Genomic DNA, 16,150 nt, shown 5'->3' on the forward strand with positions numbered 1-16,150 from the left:
CCTTTTCAGCAATGCACGATCCGCTTTTTCCTTCCGTGTTCCGGCACTTCCCAGAACAGGCGTGCCCTGTCGCGGCTCACTCCCTCCATGTTCAGGTACCGCGCCCGCAGCAGGGAGGAGGAGCGGTGCCCCATCTCCATCTGAAGCAGGGGAAAATCCCGGAACCACTTGGCATGATAGGAAGCATAGGTATGCCTCAGAGCATCCGCGCTCCATTCCCCGAAGCGGTGATGCACGCCCCACCCGGCCTTTTTCCGGAGCAGCCTCCAGCGCACCGGCCAGTTGGGAGGGCATAGCAAGCCATCCCGCTCCCCTGCCCCGTATTCCGCCAGAAGCCGCCGGAGCACGGCATGAATGGTGACGTGCCGGGCTCCCCCGTCTTACTGGCTACGGACCTTACGGAAATGACCCGTTCTTCCATATCCACGTCATTCCAGCGGAGACGCATCACTTCCCCCGGCCTGATGCCGGCATACAGCATGACCCAGACCGCCGGAGCGCAGTCACGGAATTCAGGAATTTCCACCACATCCCGGAGGCTTTTTATTTCTTCCGGGACCAGAACGGCGATGGTCCGTTCACGGAACGCAGGAGGTTCCACCCGGACAATGGGATTTTCCCCGCACCAGCCGCGCCGCAGGGAAAGGGACAGCACGCCGCTCATCACTGCACGGCCCTTGTAACGCTGTCTGCGGGAGGAAAACGCAGTTTCCAAAAAACGCGCGCAATGCTCCGGCGTCAGTTTCCGGACCGGAAAATCCTTCAATTCCGGACACCTCCGCATCAAGGCTCCGGTGAAATACCTGATATCACGCAGCGTTGTGGGACGAAGCCCGCGCTTCGCCCTCAGCGTCTCCTCCACGGCGGCGGAAAAGGAAACCGTCTTTTCCCCTTTCCTCAATTCCTCCGCTCCCAGGAAAATTGCCTTTCTGGCCCGGCGCATGCTGCGGCGCCCCCCGCACAGGCTCAGCAATTCCACGGCCAGACTGGCTGCATCCAGCATATTCAAACCGCTTCCTTTCAACAACATTTCCGCCGCCAAATATTTATTCCGGTTTTCTCCATGTTTCGCCATTCCGAACACCATGTTTTTGATATTAATGCATGATACATCACAGGATTGTTAATCCTGTTAGCAAGAAAAAAATTACAATATTTTCATCTATTAATCCCTTTTAACGGCCAATTTCTTATGTACAAATAAAAATCTATTTGTTAGATAAGCCGTGGATTCAATCTTCCGCCGCACAACGCGCCGTTCATGCGCCGGAGGCGGGAAAACGGACGGAATATATTCAGACGCACAGGATTAACAATCCTGTACATAGAAATTCAGCAGGGAAAAGGCACCCATTTCCACTTTTCTTTAAATTAATCTGAATATAACAAATCATGAATCTTCGTTTACCCCTCCCGCTGCGCCGGGCTCTGCTGGCAGCCATGTGCGTCCTTGGAAGCCAGGCCTTCGCCGCCGAATATACAGCTTCCACCCTGGAAGAATTCCAGGCCGCCTGGAACCAGATGGCCAATGGAGACACGCTGAACATTACCGGCTCCATCGATTTTGAAGGAATAGAATTGAGCGCATTGCCCGCAGACGCTGCCATCGTCCTCAAATCAGACGGGCATGGAAAAATCTCCAACTTCAACTACAAGGACATGTCCGCCGTGGAGATGCAGGATCTAAATGTGGACGGTGAAGGAACCGTCCGCGTGGGCAGCATGACGGAAGGAATGCTCAGCGGGCGGAGCGACGCCGGAAACACCCTTTCCATAGAAGACGGCTCCACCCTGGACGGCACATGGCTTGTCCTGGAAAACAACAAGCTGGTGGCGGGAGACGGAGCCATTCTCAACCGGAACGACGTCGTCACCAGCCACGCCACCTCCATAGAAACCAGACTGGACCCAGAAACAGGGGCCTTTATCTCCACGGTGGTCACTATCACACCGGGAGAAATTGCCATGGAGCTGGGAAAAGACGTCCAAATCAATGAAATGGATTTATCCATGAATGACGGAGTCCGCGGCCAAATTGTCTCCCATGGAGATATTGCCCTGGCTGATTCCACCCTCGTCTCCACAGGCGCCGTCAACACCACGTCCGTTTACGAAAACGAAGAGTCCGGCACTCTGATCGGCCAGTCGGAATCCGTGGGCGCCCGCGGAGGAATTGACTTCAGCGCGGGAGCCGTGACGATGACGGATACCGATCTGAGCACCGCAGGCGATGGAGACCGGTTCACGGGCGGCGAAATACTGCTGGGAAACAACAGCATCCTGAAAGCCACGGACCGGGCGGAAATTACGACGGGAGCCCTCGTCCTTTCCCATGGCATTACCAGAAAAGATGAAGACGGGGCCTACCTGCCGGGAACCAGCACGGAAGAATCCATGGGGCTGTATGGCGACATCGCCATCGGCAGCGGCAGCTCCATTGAAAATTATGACATGGACGCGAAAGGCTCCATCTTCATCGGAGAAGGGGCAAAGCTGGCATCCGTCACGCTGGATGCCGTATCCGTGGAACTGAATTCCTTCTCCATGGCTGAAGGGGAAGACGGAACCCGTACCGTCCGCATAACCACCGCAGTAGGAGACCAGGCCACCGTTTCCATCGGGGCCAATTCCACGCTGGACGACGTGGATATCTATGCGGAAGGCGGAGACATCTACATCGGCAGCAATACTGAAATCACCGGGGACAACGACCTTTCCGGCAGCCAGATGGCCGATATCTGGGCCGGGGATACGGTGGGAGCCATTGACGACGAAGGCGCCTCCTCCCGCGGAACCATCTCCTTTGAAGGAACGCTCAAGCAGAACGCGGACGGCGACTATGTGCTGGCCTCCGGCGAATACACGGAAGGAACTTATGGCGGGAACGTAGTCATTGGCGACAACGCTACGCTGACCATGACCACCGTAGCCGCGGAAAACACCATCATACTAGGGGACAACGTGACCTATCAGGGAACGGAAGAAGCGTCCGTCTACCACATGAGCGCCTTCAGCGATGCGGATAACAGCCTCGTCCACGCCAGCATCATTGACACGGATGAAAACGGAGACATCCTCAACGGAACCGTTACCGTTACGGAACGTGAAAACAAAATCACCACGGGCCGCAGCAACACGTTCATGAACAGCAAGGCCCCGGGCAGGTCCGCCGCCATGGATATTTCCAGAGGGGGCGCCCTCTACGCGCACGGAGACATTCTCATTGGAGAAAACAACCGCTTCATCGGCAATACGGCCGCCGGGTCCGGCGGAGCCGTCTTCGCCCAGAACAACATTGCCGAGGCCATCACCTATGAAAACGGGGAACGCACCTCCAAACTGACCACGGAAGTGCTGGATATCACGGTAGGGAACGGTTCCGTCTTCTCCGGCAACACGGCCGGGGCCAACGGCGGAGCCATCGCCTCCGAGCTGACGACCAATCTTGCAATGCAGGAGGGCGATAATGTGGACGACTTATTTGAAAATGAAGGCGCCAATATCTGGATAGGCAAAAATGTCACCTTCACGGACAACACCGCCGCCGGACTGGGAGGGGCCATCCATCTGATGGAAGACCGTCTTCTTCTGATTGGCTCCGGAGCCTTCTTTGACGGCAATATGGCCGGGGAAGAAGCCAACGACATTTTCGCCGAAGACGGCTCCGTCATCCTGGTGGACTCCGCCGCGGACGATGTCACCATCATCAACAGCGGGATTTCCGACGCGGACTACTACTCCCTTGACGGCGGTCCGTGGACGCGCGGTTCCGCCACGCTGGTGCAGACGGGCAGCGGCGACCTGCTCTACGGCGGCCGGGACACGGAAGACAACGGATTCGGAGGAACATTCATCCAGGATTCCGGAGCCGGTTCCCTGATCGTGGGCCATCTGGATGACACCATGGTCTTGGAAAGCGCGCAACTGGGCGTTAAAGACCTGACGGACTATGAAATCAACGGAGGAGGAGTTATTCTGACGGAGGATTCCACCCTGGCCGGCGACACGCTGGAACTCAACGGAAACGCCGTGATTGAAATGGGCGAGGGCTCTTCCCTCCTCCTCAATGGCATCACGTTCAACGGCCATTCCTCCATCAAGCTCTGGAATGCCGGTGAAACGGGCGACGGAAGGGACCTCACCCACACCGCAGCCGGAACTTCTTCCGTGGGCAACATCACCATCACCGGAGCCGATGTCAGCGAACTGCCCCTGTTCAACTCCGCCTTTGTCTCCACTAACGCCGCACTTCATGAAGACGGAACCATCCGGTTGACGCAGAACATGCACGGAGTAGCCGCCCCCATGCAGGGATATTCCGGAAACGTCTCCGGCGCGGCAGCCGGCATGGAACAGGCCCGGACGGGAGTCCGGGACGGTTCAGCCGCACACAGGTTCTTTGAAACCCTCCTGGGAACCTCCAGCGCGGACGCGGCGGCAGCCATGATTCAATCCGTCAGCGGTGAAACCGTGGTCAACGCGGCGTGGGCCTCCAATGACGCCCTCAAGGGCTTTGCCGCCCTGGGCAGGACGCAGGGAGCCATTTCCGCCGCACAGGGGCTGAACGCTCCGGCGGCGAAGCCGATCCAGTCCGCAGACGCGAAGGGCTCCCCCATCGCCATGGCGCCGGTGGCCTCAGGCCGCGGCTCCGTATGGGTGGGCGGACTGGGTTCCTGGACGAACCAGAGCGCACGGAGCGGCATCGACGGCTACAAATACGACGCAGGCGGCTATGCCGTGGGCGCGGACTGCAAGCTCTCCTCCTCCGCCCTGGCTGGGGTAGCCATCGGCCAGTCCTACGGAACCTTCCAGGACAAGGGAGGGTTGTCCAGCTATGACGCGGACTCCTTCATGGCCATGCTTTACGGCCGCTACACGCCCGCAGGGGCTTCCAAGCTGGCCCTGGACGGTTATGCCGCCTTCGGCACCACGTCCTTTGACGGAAAGGCCCGCATGGCGGACACCTCCGCCAGCGGGAAATTTGATTCCGACTCCTTCGGAGCCGCCGTCTATGCCACTTGGACGGAACAGCTCCGCAGCAAACTGGTCATCGCGCCGTTTGCCGGGCTGGAATTCATGACCGGGAAGACGGACAGCTTCTCCGAACACGGAGACCTGGCCCGGACCTTCAGCGGAGCACGCGCCCAGAACTGGACGCTGCCCGTAGGCGTCACTCTCTCCCGCACCTATGCGGCAGGCGCCAAAACCACGCTGACGCCCAGCGTGACGGTTGCCGTGGCGCAGGACCTCAGCCGCCTCAACCCCAAGGGAACCGTCAGCAGTGAGCTGGGAACCTGGACGGCGCGCGGCGTTAACGTAGGCCGCACCGCCCTGCGCGTCAACGCAGGGGTAAGCGCCGCCTTCGGCAGCAGATGGGGAGCCCGCATCGGGTACTCCCTGGAAAGCAGGGCCGGGCTGACGGCCCAGGGAATCAACGGCTCCGTCAGTTACTCATTCTAACGGGCGTTCCTATTCCAGTCTCCCCGGTTCCCCACGGGACCGGGGAGGCAATCCTCAACCCTTCTCTTCATGCCTTCTTCAACAATAATCCGCCCCATCCTGACGCTGGGCTGTGCGGTCCTGCTGGCCTCCTGCGGCGGCAGCTCCGGCAAATCGGACTCCTCCGGAGTCCAGCCCCCGCAAACACTGGAAACAGGCTCCGTCATCAGCATGACGGACGGCCATGAAGTCTCCTACAAAATCATCTCCCCCACTACGCTGGAAACGGGGAACGGCCGCTTTTCCGGAACGTACTCCTATGCGCCGGGTCCGGCTTCCGCCCGGTTCTCCATGACGCTGACTGACGGAGGGGAACATCCCTCCACCATCACCAGCTCCGGAGAAATGACCTTTACTTCCGCAACGGAGGGCTACTACTCGGCAACCAAATATGAATCCACCGTTCTCTCCCCGGAAGGAATGGGCGGCCCCTTCAAAATCTCCAAATAGAAAAATTTCCCGGGAAAGTATGAATTGTTGATTAGGAACCGCTTCCTGTTGAGGGAAGCGGTTCCGCTTTAACCGGACAGACCTTTTATGGCGGTCGCCTCCGGCATGAATGTACCGGCGTCCGCTCATTCCTGCCGGGCAGGCTAATCCGGCCATACCGCTTGCCAGCCGCCTGTGAACCGGAGGCAGGCATAAAAAAACCGCTTTCCCACCAGGGAAAGCGGCTGCCATTTAAAAGGGAGCCATTATTCCCCGCGCCGGAGAACGGCGCCATTGCTGGCATTCGTGGCGAGGTGGCGGTAACGGCTCAGCCAGGAGGAGGAAACCTTGTTGTACGTGGGCTGCCACTCCGCACGGCGGCGTGCAATCTCATCCTCGCTCAAATGGGCGTTCAGCGTACGGTCCGGAATGGAATACTCAATAATATCCCCGTTCCGCAACAGGCCGATCAGGCCGCCTTCCGCCGCTTCCGGGGAAATATGGCCGATGCAGGCTCCGTGGGTGGCTCCGGAAAAACGGCCGTCCGTGATAAGCGCCACTTCCGCGCCAAGGCCCTGCCCCATGATATAGGACGTGGGGGCCAGCATCTCCTGCATGCCGGGGCCGCCCTTGGGTCCCTCATTGCGGATGACGACCACATCGCCGGACTTCACCTTCCCGGCAAGGATGCCTTCGCAGGCTTCCTCCTGGGACTCGAAAATCACGGCGGGTCCGCGGAAGCTCATCATGTCCGGATGCACGCCGGCCTTCTTCACTACGGCGCCTTCCTGGGCCAGGTTGCCGAACAGGATCGCCAGGCCGCCGTCACGGGAATAAGCCTTTTCCAGCGGATGGATTACCGTTTCATCCGTAATGCCGCATCCTTCAACCGTTTCACCCAGCGTCTTTCCGCTCACGGTCATGGAATCCAGGTGGAGAGCCCCGGGAATCCTGGCGATCTCATGAATGATGGCGCTCACGCCGCCGGCGCGCAGGACATCCTGCATGTGGAAGCGGGAAGAGGGGGCCACCTTGCAGATATTCGGGGTGCGTTTGGAAATGTCATTGATGCGCTGGAGGTCATACTCCACGCCGGCTTCCCGGGCGATAGCCAGCGTATGAAGCACGGTATTGGAGCTGCCGCCCATCGCCATATCGATCGCAAAGGCATTGTCGATGGCGTCACGGTTCACGATGTCGCGCGGCAGGGGACCGTCCGCCTTCGCCATCTCCACGGCGCGGCGCGCGGTCTGCTTCCAGAACTCCTTGCGTTCCTCGGAAGTAGCCAGCAGGGAACCGTTGCCGGGAAGGGCCAGGCCGATTACCTCGCTCAGGCAATTCATGGAATTGGCCGTAAACATGCCGGAACAGGAACCGGCGCCGGGGCAGGCGCGGCATTCCAGGGAATGGAGTTCCTCCGCATTGATTTTGCCTGCCTTGAAGCGGGCGACGGCCTCAAACACGCTGTTCAGGTCCAGTACGGTGCCGTCCTCCGCCATGCCGGCGGCCATCGGGCCGCCGCTGCAGAAAATAGTGGGAATATTGCAGCGCAGGGCGCCCATGATCATGCCGGGAACAATCTTGTCGCAATTCGGAATGCAGATCATGGCGTCAAACGCGTGGGCGCTCAGCATCGTCTCCACGCTGTCCGCGATCAACTCACGGCTGGCCAGGGAAAACTTCATGCCGCCGTGGCCCATGGCAATGCCGTCACAAACGCCGGGCAGGTTGAACTCCACGGGAGTTCCTCCGGCCTTGCGCACTTCCTCCTTGATGAGGGCGGCTACCTTGTTCAGGTGGACATGGCCCGGAATCACCTCATTAAAGGAATTGCAAATGGCAATGAAAGGACGGCTTAAATCCTCATCCGTCATCCCCGTGGCACGCATCAGACTGCGGTGCGGCGCACGCTCGAACCCTGCTTTAACTCTATCGCTTCGCATAACAATATAACTGTTGCGGCACAAGTGTATCACATGACGCAGGGAAGAGAAGTTGAATCTAGGCCAGTCTTGCAAAACGGAAACGCCTCCGTTACAGTCTGTTTGCATAAGGAAAGACTTTAGCTGTCCGGAACACCCTTCCGGACGGGGAAATGTGAACGAATCGTCACATCTAATATCGGGACACCGCCCCTTCCTTCATCGTAAAAAACAGCCATGGCAACCATTCTTATCGCTGAAGACGATCACGCCATCTCAGACCTCGTGGCCTACAACCTGGAACGCGCAGGCCACACGCCCCTGGCGGCCTATGACGGCCTGACCGCGCTGGAAGTGGCGCGCAGGGACAGGCCGGAACTGATTCTGCTGGACCAGATGATGCCGGGCATGGACGGCCACGGCGTACTGAGAGAGCTGCGCCGGGACAGCCGCACGCAGAACATTCCCGTCATCTTCCTGACCGCCAAGGCCCAGGCGGAAGACCGCATCCAGGGACTGGAGCTGGGAGCGGACGACTATGTGACCAAGCCATTCAGCCCCAAGGAACTCGTGCTGCGCGTAGGCAGCGTGCTGAAACGGTGCGAACACACGCCGGGCAGCGTCATCGCGGAATACGGGCCCTTCACGTTTGACAAAAACGCCCTCAAATTCTACATCGACAAGGAGGAAGTGGACCTGACGGCCACGGAATTCAAGCTCATGATCTACATGATTGAACGGGAAGGCCAGACCCTGAACCGCAACGACCTGCTCAGCTGCGTGTGGGGATACAGCCACCAGGCCCAGAGCCGCACGCTGGACACGCACATGAAACGGCTGCGCCAGAAACTGGCACCCTATGCGGACTGCATTGAAACCGTCCGCAGCATCGGCTACCGCTTTACCCTGCCGGGGCGGCGTCCCCCGGAGGAAGAGGTCTAACGCTCCGGTTCCATGTCGGCCATCGACTACATCCTCATCATCCTTGTTCTGGCCTCCCTGTACCTGAACTGGCACCTGGTCCAGGTATGCCGGTCCGCCATGAAAGCCCGGAAAAAGGCCTTGCGGGACGCCCAACGCCTGCTGAAACGCGGAGAGGAAGCCCAGGAACAGGCCATCGTGGACAAACGGCGCTTTCTGGAAGCTCTGGGTGAGGCCTTCCTGCTCATCGGTCCCGCCGGGCACATCGTGCTGGCCAATACGCTGGCCAAAGAACTCTTTCAGGAAGAAAGGCTGGAAGGACGCAAAGTGGGAGCCCTGGTGTGCAACCAGGAACTGCTGGGGCATGTTCAGGAAGCCTTTGACACGGATGGCCCCGTCACCAAGGAATTTACGCTGAGCGCCGCCAACTCCCCCGGCGGAGTGCAAAACGGCATCACGGCGTGGCACCTGGACAGCGCCATCACGGACACCCCGATCAAGGAAAAACGCATCCTGCTGCGCAACGTCACGCAAAACTACCTCACCAACCAGATGCGCCGGGACTTCGTGGCGAACGCCTCCCACGAGCTGCGCACCCCGCTCACCATCATCGTGGGATATCTGGAAAACCTGATGGAAGACAATCTGATGGAGGAAAGCCCCGGACTGGCGCGCAAATTCATCGGCGTCATGCACCAGAACAGCCAGCGGCTCATGAACATCATTGAAGACATGCTCATGATCTCCAAGCTGGAATCAGGCCACAAGGCCATCCTGAAGGAACAATGGTTCCACCTCACCTCCTGCGTAGATGATGTCTTCTCCCGCCTGGACTCCATCCGGGAGAAAAAACAGGCCGCCCTGCACATGAACATTCCGCCGGACTGGGAACTCTACGGGGACCCCTTCTACTGGACGCAGGTTCTGTTCAACCTGGTGGAAAACGCTCTCAAGCAAAACACGGAACCGGGCCTTTCCGTCACTGTGGCCGCGGCCAGAACACCGGAAGCCTGCGTGATCACCGTCACGGACACGGGCGTAGGCATCCCCGCGGAAAGCCTTCCCTTCCTCTTTAACCGCTTCTACCGGGTGGAAACCCACCACTCCTCGGAAATCAAGGGAACGGGCCTGGGCCTTTCCATCGTCAAACGCGCCGTGGAGGCTCACGACGGCGCCATCACCGTCTCCAGCACTCCCCACCGGGAAACCGTCTTCACCATCACCATTCCTCTGAAACGGTTCCGGGAAGAAAAGGAGGCATAAGATTCCGATGCGGCACAGCCTGATATGATTGCTGTTGAATCCGGGAGAAAAAACAGACTCTCCAACCCGGCGGAATTGCTTCACGGTTCACGGAATGGGCGCGTGTTGCAGTTCCACTCTTTCTACACCAGGAGACAATTGAATTTTCTTTAACTGATGCTTCTTTTCATACTCTTTCATATAATCGGAAACATCAAAATTGACGATTAATTCCTCGTCATCTTTTTTCAAACTCACCCTCTCCAAAAACTTCTTATGGAAAATCCAGGTTTCCTTTCGGGTGATTTTATAACCCGGATACTTTTTTTCCAAATATTGCTCTTGCTGTTTCTGTACTTCTTCACGGGTGACAGCCTTTTTTAATACAATAGGCTTGCGTAAGGAAATCCCTTCCGGGAAATCCATCGGTTTCACGGATTTTAAGAATTTAGAGTTAGACTTCTTATTTTGTTTCTTAACTTTATCCATATACTCCGAGATGTTAAAATACAATGAAACTTTTGCGCTTCCTTCCTTCTCCCGGCATTCCAATTCAAGTACAGTATCTTGTCCTAAAATATAAATCATCGTATCTCCTATCTCATAAGAAGGAAGATGTTGTGATACATAATTCCGGCAATATTCATCAAGTTCTTTTCTTGATTTAACTCCTTTTACAGAAATGGGATTGGTCATTTCATAACCAATTCCCTCCAGTACAGAAATATTGCTTTCGACGGCATTTGAATCTGCAATGCCTGCAAAACAAAAAATCCAAGCATTAAATAGCATTAAATATTTCATAATTATTTACTGATGTTCTTTACATTGTTCCTTCAATTCTTTTTCCAAGCCACTAAGAATTTTTCTTTTAGCATTTAAAACGGCCGCTTTAGCACTTCTTACTCCAGCCGTCCCAACTTGATAATAGTCTATACCGTTATCCATCAAGTTATTCTGTTGTTTCAATTTCCATGCAGTAACAGGTTTATGATGGTGAAGAAATCTGTAAGCGTACACTAAATGGACATTTGCAAAAAATTTCCCATTTGAATTAATAAATGCCAACAATGAAATTGTATCCACTCTCACCGAAACGACAAATCCTAATTTTTCTTCCAGTAAATCTTTTGCAGCACTCTCCCAATCAATCTCCAATTCATCCTGGGAACCTGCTATGTTGGGAACCTCCGAACCAATAGGAGTGGTAAAAAACATGATACCTACTAATTCCACTCTACAAGGGTTGGTTGCATTCTTGGCAGGACCTACAGATAACATACTCAATACGAGTAAACTTGCCACCAGGTGTCATTTCATCAAAGCATATGATAGAGCAAAAAATAGATAATCCAAGAAAAAACCACTATACCTGGCAACATAAAATTAACAATAATTACATAGATACTTCTCTTCATCTACCAGACTATTGACCGTATAAGTTTGAATAATCTCAAACCATGTTGATCACCAACCAGTCCAGAAAAGACGATTATTCTATGTAGATAGAAAGAATCACGCTATTCAATATCCAGCCTGAGTCTCCGCATAACGAACCAGCGCTTTTTTGTCTCCCAGATGCTCGGCTACTTTCAGACCTATTTCCGCCATCTTCTTCCGTACGGAAGCTTTGTCTACTTCCTTCAACCATACCGTCAGGAAGGTATCGGCCCGGGCCGACAATTGCTTGTCTTTCCATAAATCAAGCACCTGCCCATAAAACCCTAGAAACTGCAATGCCGTTTTTTCATGACTCAAGAGCGAAGGAAGCGCCTTTTCCAGCACAGCGCAGGTTTGTACCCTCACCTTCCGGTCGATTTTGTTCTCTTGGTAAAATTTCAGCCAGTTTTTGAAAAAGATTCTCTTGGTTTTCACCCCATAAGGCAACTTTCCAGCCATATCCGGAATATCTTTCCGGGCTAAAGCACAGAAATTGCGCATATACGCGTCTACAGAATCCCATGATTCATTTTGCGCCAGCAATCTTGGATAAACGGCATAGCCATTCGCCTTTTTCCAATCAAGCCCCAGTTCATTCTTCATGAAATACTCCCACAGAGTGGGATTTCCGGGAAAAGCCTCCTTGAATTGTTCCAGCAAAGCCAATTTATCTTTCTCCGCCAGGCGGACATTCCTTCTCATCAAGGCCTGCCATGCGGGATAATTGGAGGCATTCCGTCTTAATGCCTCTTTCAGCAGTGCTTCCGCCTTCTGTGGATCGGCAGCCAGCAGGGATAAATAATAACAGAGATTGGATGCAGCGGCATCCTTCCCCTTCCAAAAACGGGGAGCTCTGTAATCGTGGAAACGGAACCTTTCCACGGTCCTCCGGACCCGCCTTCCGACCATATCCAGCCATAAATGTTATTTCCTATCTTCCATTCTCCGTCTGCCCCCTTCCACACAAAGGCGCAATGCCCTGGCTGGCCGATTGTGTAGGAAGGAATCCCCTTCGCCTTCACAAACCCGGCCGCCCCTTTGGAAACGGCGCCGCACACACCCCCATACTCCACGTAAATTTGCAAAGAAATAGGTTTATGATCGTAGAACGCTCCACCGGCATGCACGCTGATTCCCTGCTTATTCTTCATCCGGTAGGGGATCAGACCGCAACAGGCATACCCTGCGTTCCCCGCCTTGATCTTCTTTTTGCCAGCCAGGTAATCCTGTGCCCAGGCAAGCTCCTCAATACTTTCCCTGCCCCGGAAAAGAATGCCGAATTCCCACGGTTCCAGCGTAATGAACTGCGGAAAAAGTTTTTTCTCCGCAAAAGACTTTTTGTAAAAATCATACCGGGCTTCGCATGCCTCCGGCTCCCGGGACGTAGAAATCAACGCCGCACCCAATGCCATGTTGAGGCCAACTCCGGAAAGCTCTTTCCCTTCCTTCACCCAGATATTCCGCAATACAGCCAGCGTATTCTTTCCCGAGGCCTTGGCAAACGCCAGTTTTTCAAACACCTCCGGGTGATTCAGCAACCATTGCACAAATTCCTTGTCCTTCAATTCATGAAGGATGTAAGTCCTTTCCTTCCCCACCAACGCAAAAAAATGGGCCATGTAGCAAGCCTGCGCCACCTCCCGGTCCTTCAACAGAGATTCCACGGAAAACGTTTTTTCCGCCTCCAATTTCTTTTGAACATATTGCCGGCACAGCCCGGCAATATTCCGCACATCCCCTCCTTCCACCTGCCATGCCAGGCGCTGATGGGACAAATCTCCAGCAACAACCGCTGGCAAGAAGAACAAATAGAGGAATAAGAGTTTAAACATAAATAGGCTAAATAAGAAAACTATCTATGAGGATATTTTTTACCAATTATTTTCTGCGCTTGGGAAAACCCTTGTACAAGTAGGAAGCTTGAGGAACTCGTCCAATTGTCCTATCCAATAAATCAGGAATTTCATCATCACCATATCCCGCCAATTTAAGATATCTTTTCACCTGTACAGCTTTAGTCGGATAAAATTGGACTAACATTCCTACAAAATCCTCTTCCATATTATTGATGATTGAATTCAATTTTCTTTGTCTCCCAATTCTAACATTCATGTAATTACAATATTTTGTAAATCTATCTCTATCCTGCCTAAAATCCATGTTATATAAATATAAAAATCTATTATATTTATATGTATAAAGAAAAAGAGGATTCAATTCTTGTCGAAATTGATTCAATATTATGGATGAATATAACAGAAACAATTCTCTCATCACAAGTGCCTCGTCATGAAGTTTTGTTCCGTTAGATTTTCTAATTTCTTTCGGAAAAAATGATAAAATCATTTTTTCCTTCACTTCATAATCAAGATCAGAATTTTCGCATAGCCATTCTCCGTTACCTTCTACAGTGTCATCAATAAAGGGAACTGCGGCAACCAAATAAAAAAGCCACATCCCTTTTTGCAAATCATTTTTTATATCAGGCAGTATTTTATTAGCTTGTTCATAAAATTTAAAAATATCCCCCTGCAGGGCTGATTTTTCAGCGTTTGATAGTAGGAGATATAATTTTTCATTAGTTTCATGAAGGAGAGGTTTTTTTAAAGAACTATCAAATATTTTGGCCTCGCTTACAGTCGAAAAAACTAAAATAAAACATGATAATATATATATTACTTTCATAACAGATTGTTTGACTAACTGAATTATTATACTTACAGATCAATCATCTCTCGTTCCTGTATCTATATGAATGGCGTCCCCTCCTGTACTTCTTTCAACAGAACATCCAAATTTACAAATTTTAACTTTGAAATTTTTCAACCCATCTATACGATTCCCATCATAACTTTCATCAAATGTTTGAATATACACTACATCATCGATTAAACAACAATCTTTCCCATTGACAACAGTGTAAAACCCGCAACGCCAAAAATAAAATAATGGCAATGGAAGATTTTGGAATAATAATATTGAATTTTCCCGATGTTCCTTCGGTGGATATACTCCAATTAAATCACTCATATGTCCATTATACTCATCAATTCGTTGTGGATTTGGATTAGGCATATGAGGAGCCAATCCTTCAGGAAGATCCTCAGGTTTATCCAATGATCTTTCTATAAAGTTTATATTTGAAAAGCTCACCGTCCGCGGCTGAAAGACTAAAGCTAAATGAGTGGAAGCCCCAACTTCATTCACTTTCCCATCACGGGGACCATCAGGACTCCGTTCAGAAAGATTTATCCCTTCTATTTTGTTTGGTACCAGAACATTAAATTTTTTTGGCTTGGGCTTATCGTCCAAATTAGTTTTAACTTCCACACTTACCTCTCCTTTGATAACAGGATCCTTTTTAGCCGTTAAAACAGCTTTAAATTTATCCTTTTCATTAATTGTTAGTATTGCCCATTTTTCACTTTGTTCGGAAAGTTTCCATTCTATCTCATCCTTATTAACAAGAGAAAGTAATTTTCCCTCCAACTCTAAATCCGCTTCTTCTCCAATTCCAATATCTTCTCGTTTTTGATCTTCCTCTCTATCCAGATCAAAAATCATACATTCAGCAGAATACTTGCGTGTCTTCGAACTGATATATAAATCCCTCCCTTCGTCCTCTAAATCTCCATCTTCTGCAAACCCTAAAGAAAATGCTCCAATTGCCATGAAGAAAAATTTCCCCACATGAATAACTGTCCTGACCGTTTCATAGAAGTATAGGTTGTAATACGTATACAAAAAAATCAGAATTCAGGCAAAAAGTCAATGATTTTAGAATAAAATTGAGACAATATTGGATTCGCCAGGAATATGGGGACGAGAAAAAGGAGATTACCTTAGGCTGAAGAATATGATGCCCACATTAAGCAATCCGCAAAACCCCATCTCAATCCGCTTGATTACGATATTGATAAGCTCAATTCTAAATAAATTGACAGCATGACAGAGAGCGTTTGGCAGTTCATTGAATCTCTCCTATATTTCTCCAACAAAGCATTACAATTTCTTTTCCTAAAATGATTTGCTACGTTTAAACTCCTAAATTAGACCAGATAACTCTATTTTCATTTGTTTAAAGAAAAAGAAAAGATTTGTTCTTTACTGAACTCTATTACTTTCTTTAGATGTTTGCGTTTATGTTAGGAGTTGCTCAAAGTGAACTAGACTTTCTCCGAATTTCCCATGCTCAGTTCCACATCTAATCTTTCACTTCGGAACGATATAATCTGACAGCAATCGTGCGAAGGGGAATGGAGTGCGGGGGATGAGCGGAAAACCTTCTTTTACGGATTGGGAGGGAGACGACACCAGCATCGCTTCATCATCTTGACCTGTCCTTTTATTCCCTTATGCAGAGCACCATCAACCCGCATCACAAAACAATGGAATAAAGACACATGCTGTCTTTTTCTCTTCACTAAAGATATTGTTTTTGTGTTGGAAAGTTTCCTTTTAGCCAACGCTGATTCCATTGAAAAGAAAAACGGCGTCCTTCCGCTGGACGGAGGACGCCGGGATTTTCCGGAAATCGGATAGACTGCCAGTTTGAGCAGCGAAGCGCACAAACCTTAGGACTTGTAACGCAAACGCTTCTTGTGACGGTTCTGACGCATGCGCTTGCTGCGCTTATGCTTGTTGATTTTTGCTTTACGGCGTTTTTTGAGCGATCCCATGATTGTGGTTCGTTTGTT

Annotated in this window: 15 protein-coding genes; 6 read left to right on the forward strand and 9 right to left on the reverse strand. The window is 51.9% G+C overall.

The features are described from left to right. Window positions 1-5 precede the first annotated feature (5 nt). On the reverse strand, window positions 6-236 hold the full coding sequence (locus PVA48_RS03710; protein ID WP_423232252.1) for a hypothetical protein: 231 nt from the start codon (window positions 234-236) through the stop codon (window positions 6-8). Continuing rightward, window positions 197-1,003 (reverse strand): tyrosine-type recombinase/integrase, encoded by an 807-nt coding sequence (locus tag PVA48_RS03715; protein ID WP_423232253.1) that lies wholly within the window; start codon window positions 1,001-1,003, stop codon window positions 197-199. Before PVA48_RS03715 ends, PVA48_RS03710 begins: the two co-directional genes overlap by 40 nt. 389 nt (window positions 1,004-1,392) lie before the next feature. Here PVA48_RS03715 and PVA48_RS03720 point away from each other — a divergent pair, with 389 nt between their 5' ends. Both PVA48_RS03720 and PVA48_RS03725 read left to right on the forward strand, forming a co-directional pair. Beyond that, window positions 1,393-5,460 (forward strand): autotransporter outer membrane beta-barrel domain-containing protein, encoded by a 4,068-nt coding sequence (locus PVA48_RS03720; RefSeq protein WP_102728671.1) that lies wholly within the window; start codon window positions 1,393-1,395, stop codon window positions 5,458-5,460. Between the two features lie 69 nt (window positions 5,461-5,529). Beyond that, window positions 5,530-5,949: a hypothetical protein gene (locus PVA48_RS03725; protein ID WP_423232254.1), complete on the forward strand. Its 420-nt coding sequence runs from the start codon at window positions 5,530-5,532 to the stop codon at window positions 5,947-5,949. Window positions 5,950-6,194: 245 nt separating this feature from the next. Here PVA48_RS03725 and ilvD read toward each other — a convergent pair whose 3' ends face one another. Further along, the gene (ilvD, locus tag PVA48_RS03730; RefSeq protein ID WP_022398178.1) at window positions 6,195-7,871 is read right to left on the reverse strand and encodes a dihydroxy-acid dehydratase; all 1,677 of its coding nucleotides are present in this window, start codon (window positions 7,869-7,871) and stop codon (window positions 6,195-6,197) included. Between the two features lie 216 nt (window positions 7,872-8,087). Between ilvD and PVA48_RS03735 the strand changes: the two genes are divergently transcribed. Both PVA48_RS03735 and PVA48_RS03740 read left to right on the forward strand, forming a co-directional pair. Continuing rightward, the gene (locus tag PVA48_RS03735; protein WP_022398179.1) at window positions 8,088-8,792 is read left to right on the forward strand and encodes a response regulator transcription factor; all 705 of its coding nucleotides are present in this window, start codon (window positions 8,088-8,090) and stop codon (window positions 8,790-8,792) included. Window positions 8,793-8,804: 12 nt separating this feature from the next. Then, window positions 8,805-10,034 carry a sensor histidine kinase gene (locus PVA48_RS03740; protein WP_102721231.1) on the forward strand — a complete coding sequence of 410 codons (1,230 nt, stop codon included), beginning with the start codon at window positions 8,805-8,807 and terminating at the stop codon, window positions 10,032-10,034. Window positions 10,035-10,121: 87 nt separating this feature from the next. Here PVA48_RS03740 and PVA48_RS03745 read toward each other — a convergent pair whose 3' ends face one another. The 3 genes from PVA48_RS03745 to PVA48_RS03755 all read right to left on the reverse strand — a co-directional run bounded on the left by PVA48_RS03745 (window position 10,122) and on the right by PVA48_RS03755 (window position 12,335). Then, the gene (locus tag PVA48_RS03745; protein ID WP_102728670.1) at window positions 10,122-10,817 is read right to left on the reverse strand and encodes a hypothetical protein; all 696 of its coding nucleotides are present in this window, start codon (window positions 10,815-10,817) and stop codon (window positions 10,122-10,124) included. Between the two features lie 6 nt (window positions 10,818-10,823). Beyond that, entirely contained in the window at window positions 10,824-11,318 is a 495-nt protein-coding gene (locus PVA48_RS03750; protein WP_423232255.1) for a hypothetical protein, read from the reverse strand. A 219-nt stretch (window positions 11,319-11,537) separates the two neighbouring features. Then, a complete protein-coding gene (locus tag PVA48_RS03755; RefSeq protein WP_423232256.1) occupies window positions 11,538-12,335 on the reverse strand; it encodes a hypothetical protein in 798 nt (265 codons plus the stop codon). Between the two features lie 215 nt (window positions 12,336-12,550). On the opposite strand from PVA48_RS03755, the gene PVA48_RS03760 reads away from it, so the two are divergent. Then, complete coding sequence (locus tag PVA48_RS03760; protein WP_419066403.1) at window positions 12,551-13,273, forward strand: hypothetical protein; 723 nt, start codon at window positions 12,551-12,553, stop codon at window positions 13,271-13,273. 58 nt (window positions 13,274-13,331) lie between these two features. On the opposite strand, the gene PVA48_RS03765 is transcribed toward PVA48_RS03760, so the two are convergent. Together PVA48_RS03765 and PVA48_RS03770 are read right to left on the reverse strand one after the other, a co-directional pair. Further along, window positions 13,332-14,138 (reverse strand): hypothetical protein, encoded by an 807-nt coding sequence (locus PVA48_RS03765; RefSeq protein ID WP_423232257.1) that lies wholly within the window; start codon window positions 14,136-14,138, stop codon window positions 13,332-13,334. A 39-nt stretch (window positions 14,139-14,177) separates the two neighbouring features. Beyond that, window positions 14,178-15,125 (reverse strand): hypothetical protein, encoded by a 948-nt coding sequence (locus tag PVA48_RS03770; RefSeq protein WP_146021150.1) that lies wholly within the window; start codon window positions 15,123-15,125, stop codon window positions 14,178-14,180. Between the two features lie 660 nt (window positions 15,126-15,785). Between PVA48_RS03770 and PVA48_RS03775 the strand changes: the two genes are divergently transcribed. Continuing rightward, window positions 15,786-15,995: a hypothetical protein gene (locus tag PVA48_RS03775; RefSeq protein ID WP_146021149.1), complete on the forward strand. Its 210-nt coding sequence runs from the start codon at window positions 15,786-15,788 to the stop codon at window positions 15,993-15,995. Between the two features lie 32 nt (window positions 15,996-16,027). On the opposite strand, the gene PVA48_RS03780 is transcribed toward PVA48_RS03775, so the two are convergent. Continuing rightward, window positions 16,028-16,132, reverse strand: coding sequence for a hypothetical protein (locus tag PVA48_RS03780; protein ID WP_012420149.1), 105 nt, complete (start codon window positions 16,130-16,132; stop codon window positions 16,028-16,030). Window positions 16,133-16,150 lie beyond the last annotated feature (18 nt).

The sequence above is a fragment of the Akkermansia sp. JRP_AM1 genome (assembly GCF_049262625.1).
In the GTDB taxonomy this organism is placed as follows: Bacteria; Verrucomicrobiota; Verrucomicrobiia; order Verrucomicrobiales; family Akkermansiaceae; genus Akkermansia; species Akkermansia massiliensis.

Bases quoted from the DNA above. Each gene is read 5' to 3' on its own strand.
- PVA48_RS03715 (WP_423232253.1), bottom strand. From the start codon at position 1,003: ATGCTGGATGCAGCCAGTCTGGCCGTGGAATTGCTGAGCCTGTGCGGG.
- PVA48_RS03720 (WP_102728671.1), top strand. From the start codon at position 1,393: ATGAATCTTCGTTTACCCCTCCCGCTGCGCCGGGCTCTGCTGGCAGCC.
- PVA48_RS03725 (WP_423232254.1), top strand. From the start codon at position 5,530: ATGCCTTCTTCAACAATAATCCGCCCCATCCTGACGCTGGGCTGTGCG.
- ilvD (WP_022398178.1), bottom strand. From the start codon at position 7,871: ATGCGAAGCGATAGAGTTAAAGCAGGGTTCGAGCGTGCGCCGCACCGC.
- PVA48_RS03735 (WP_022398179.1), top strand. From the start codon at position 8,088: ATGGCAACCATTCTTATCGCTGAAGACGATCACGCCATCTCAGACCTC.
- PVA48_RS03740 (WP_102721231.1), top strand. From the start codon at position 8,805: ATGTCGGCCATCGACTACATCCTCATCATCCTTGTTCTGGCCTCCCTG.
- PVA48_RS03745 (WP_102728670.1), bottom strand. From the start codon at position 10,817: ATGAAATATTTAATGCTATTTAATGCTTGGATTTTTTGTTTTGCAGGC.
- PVA48_RS03760 (WP_419066403.1), top strand. From the start codon at position 12,551: ATGATCGTAGAACGCTCCACCGGCATGCACGCTGATTCCCTGCTTATT.
- PVA48_RS03765 (WP_423232257.1), bottom strand. From the start codon at position 14,138: ATGAAAGTAATATATATATTATCATGTTTTATTTTAGTTTTTTCGACT.
- PVA48_RS03770 (WP_146021150.1), bottom strand. From the start codon at position 15,125: ATGGCAATTGGAGCATTTTCTTTAGGGTTTGCAGAAGATGGAGATTTA.
- PVA48_RS03780 (WP_012420149.1), bottom strand. From the start codon at position 16,132: ATGGGATCGCTCAAAAAACGCCGTAAAGCAAAAATCAACAAGCATAAG.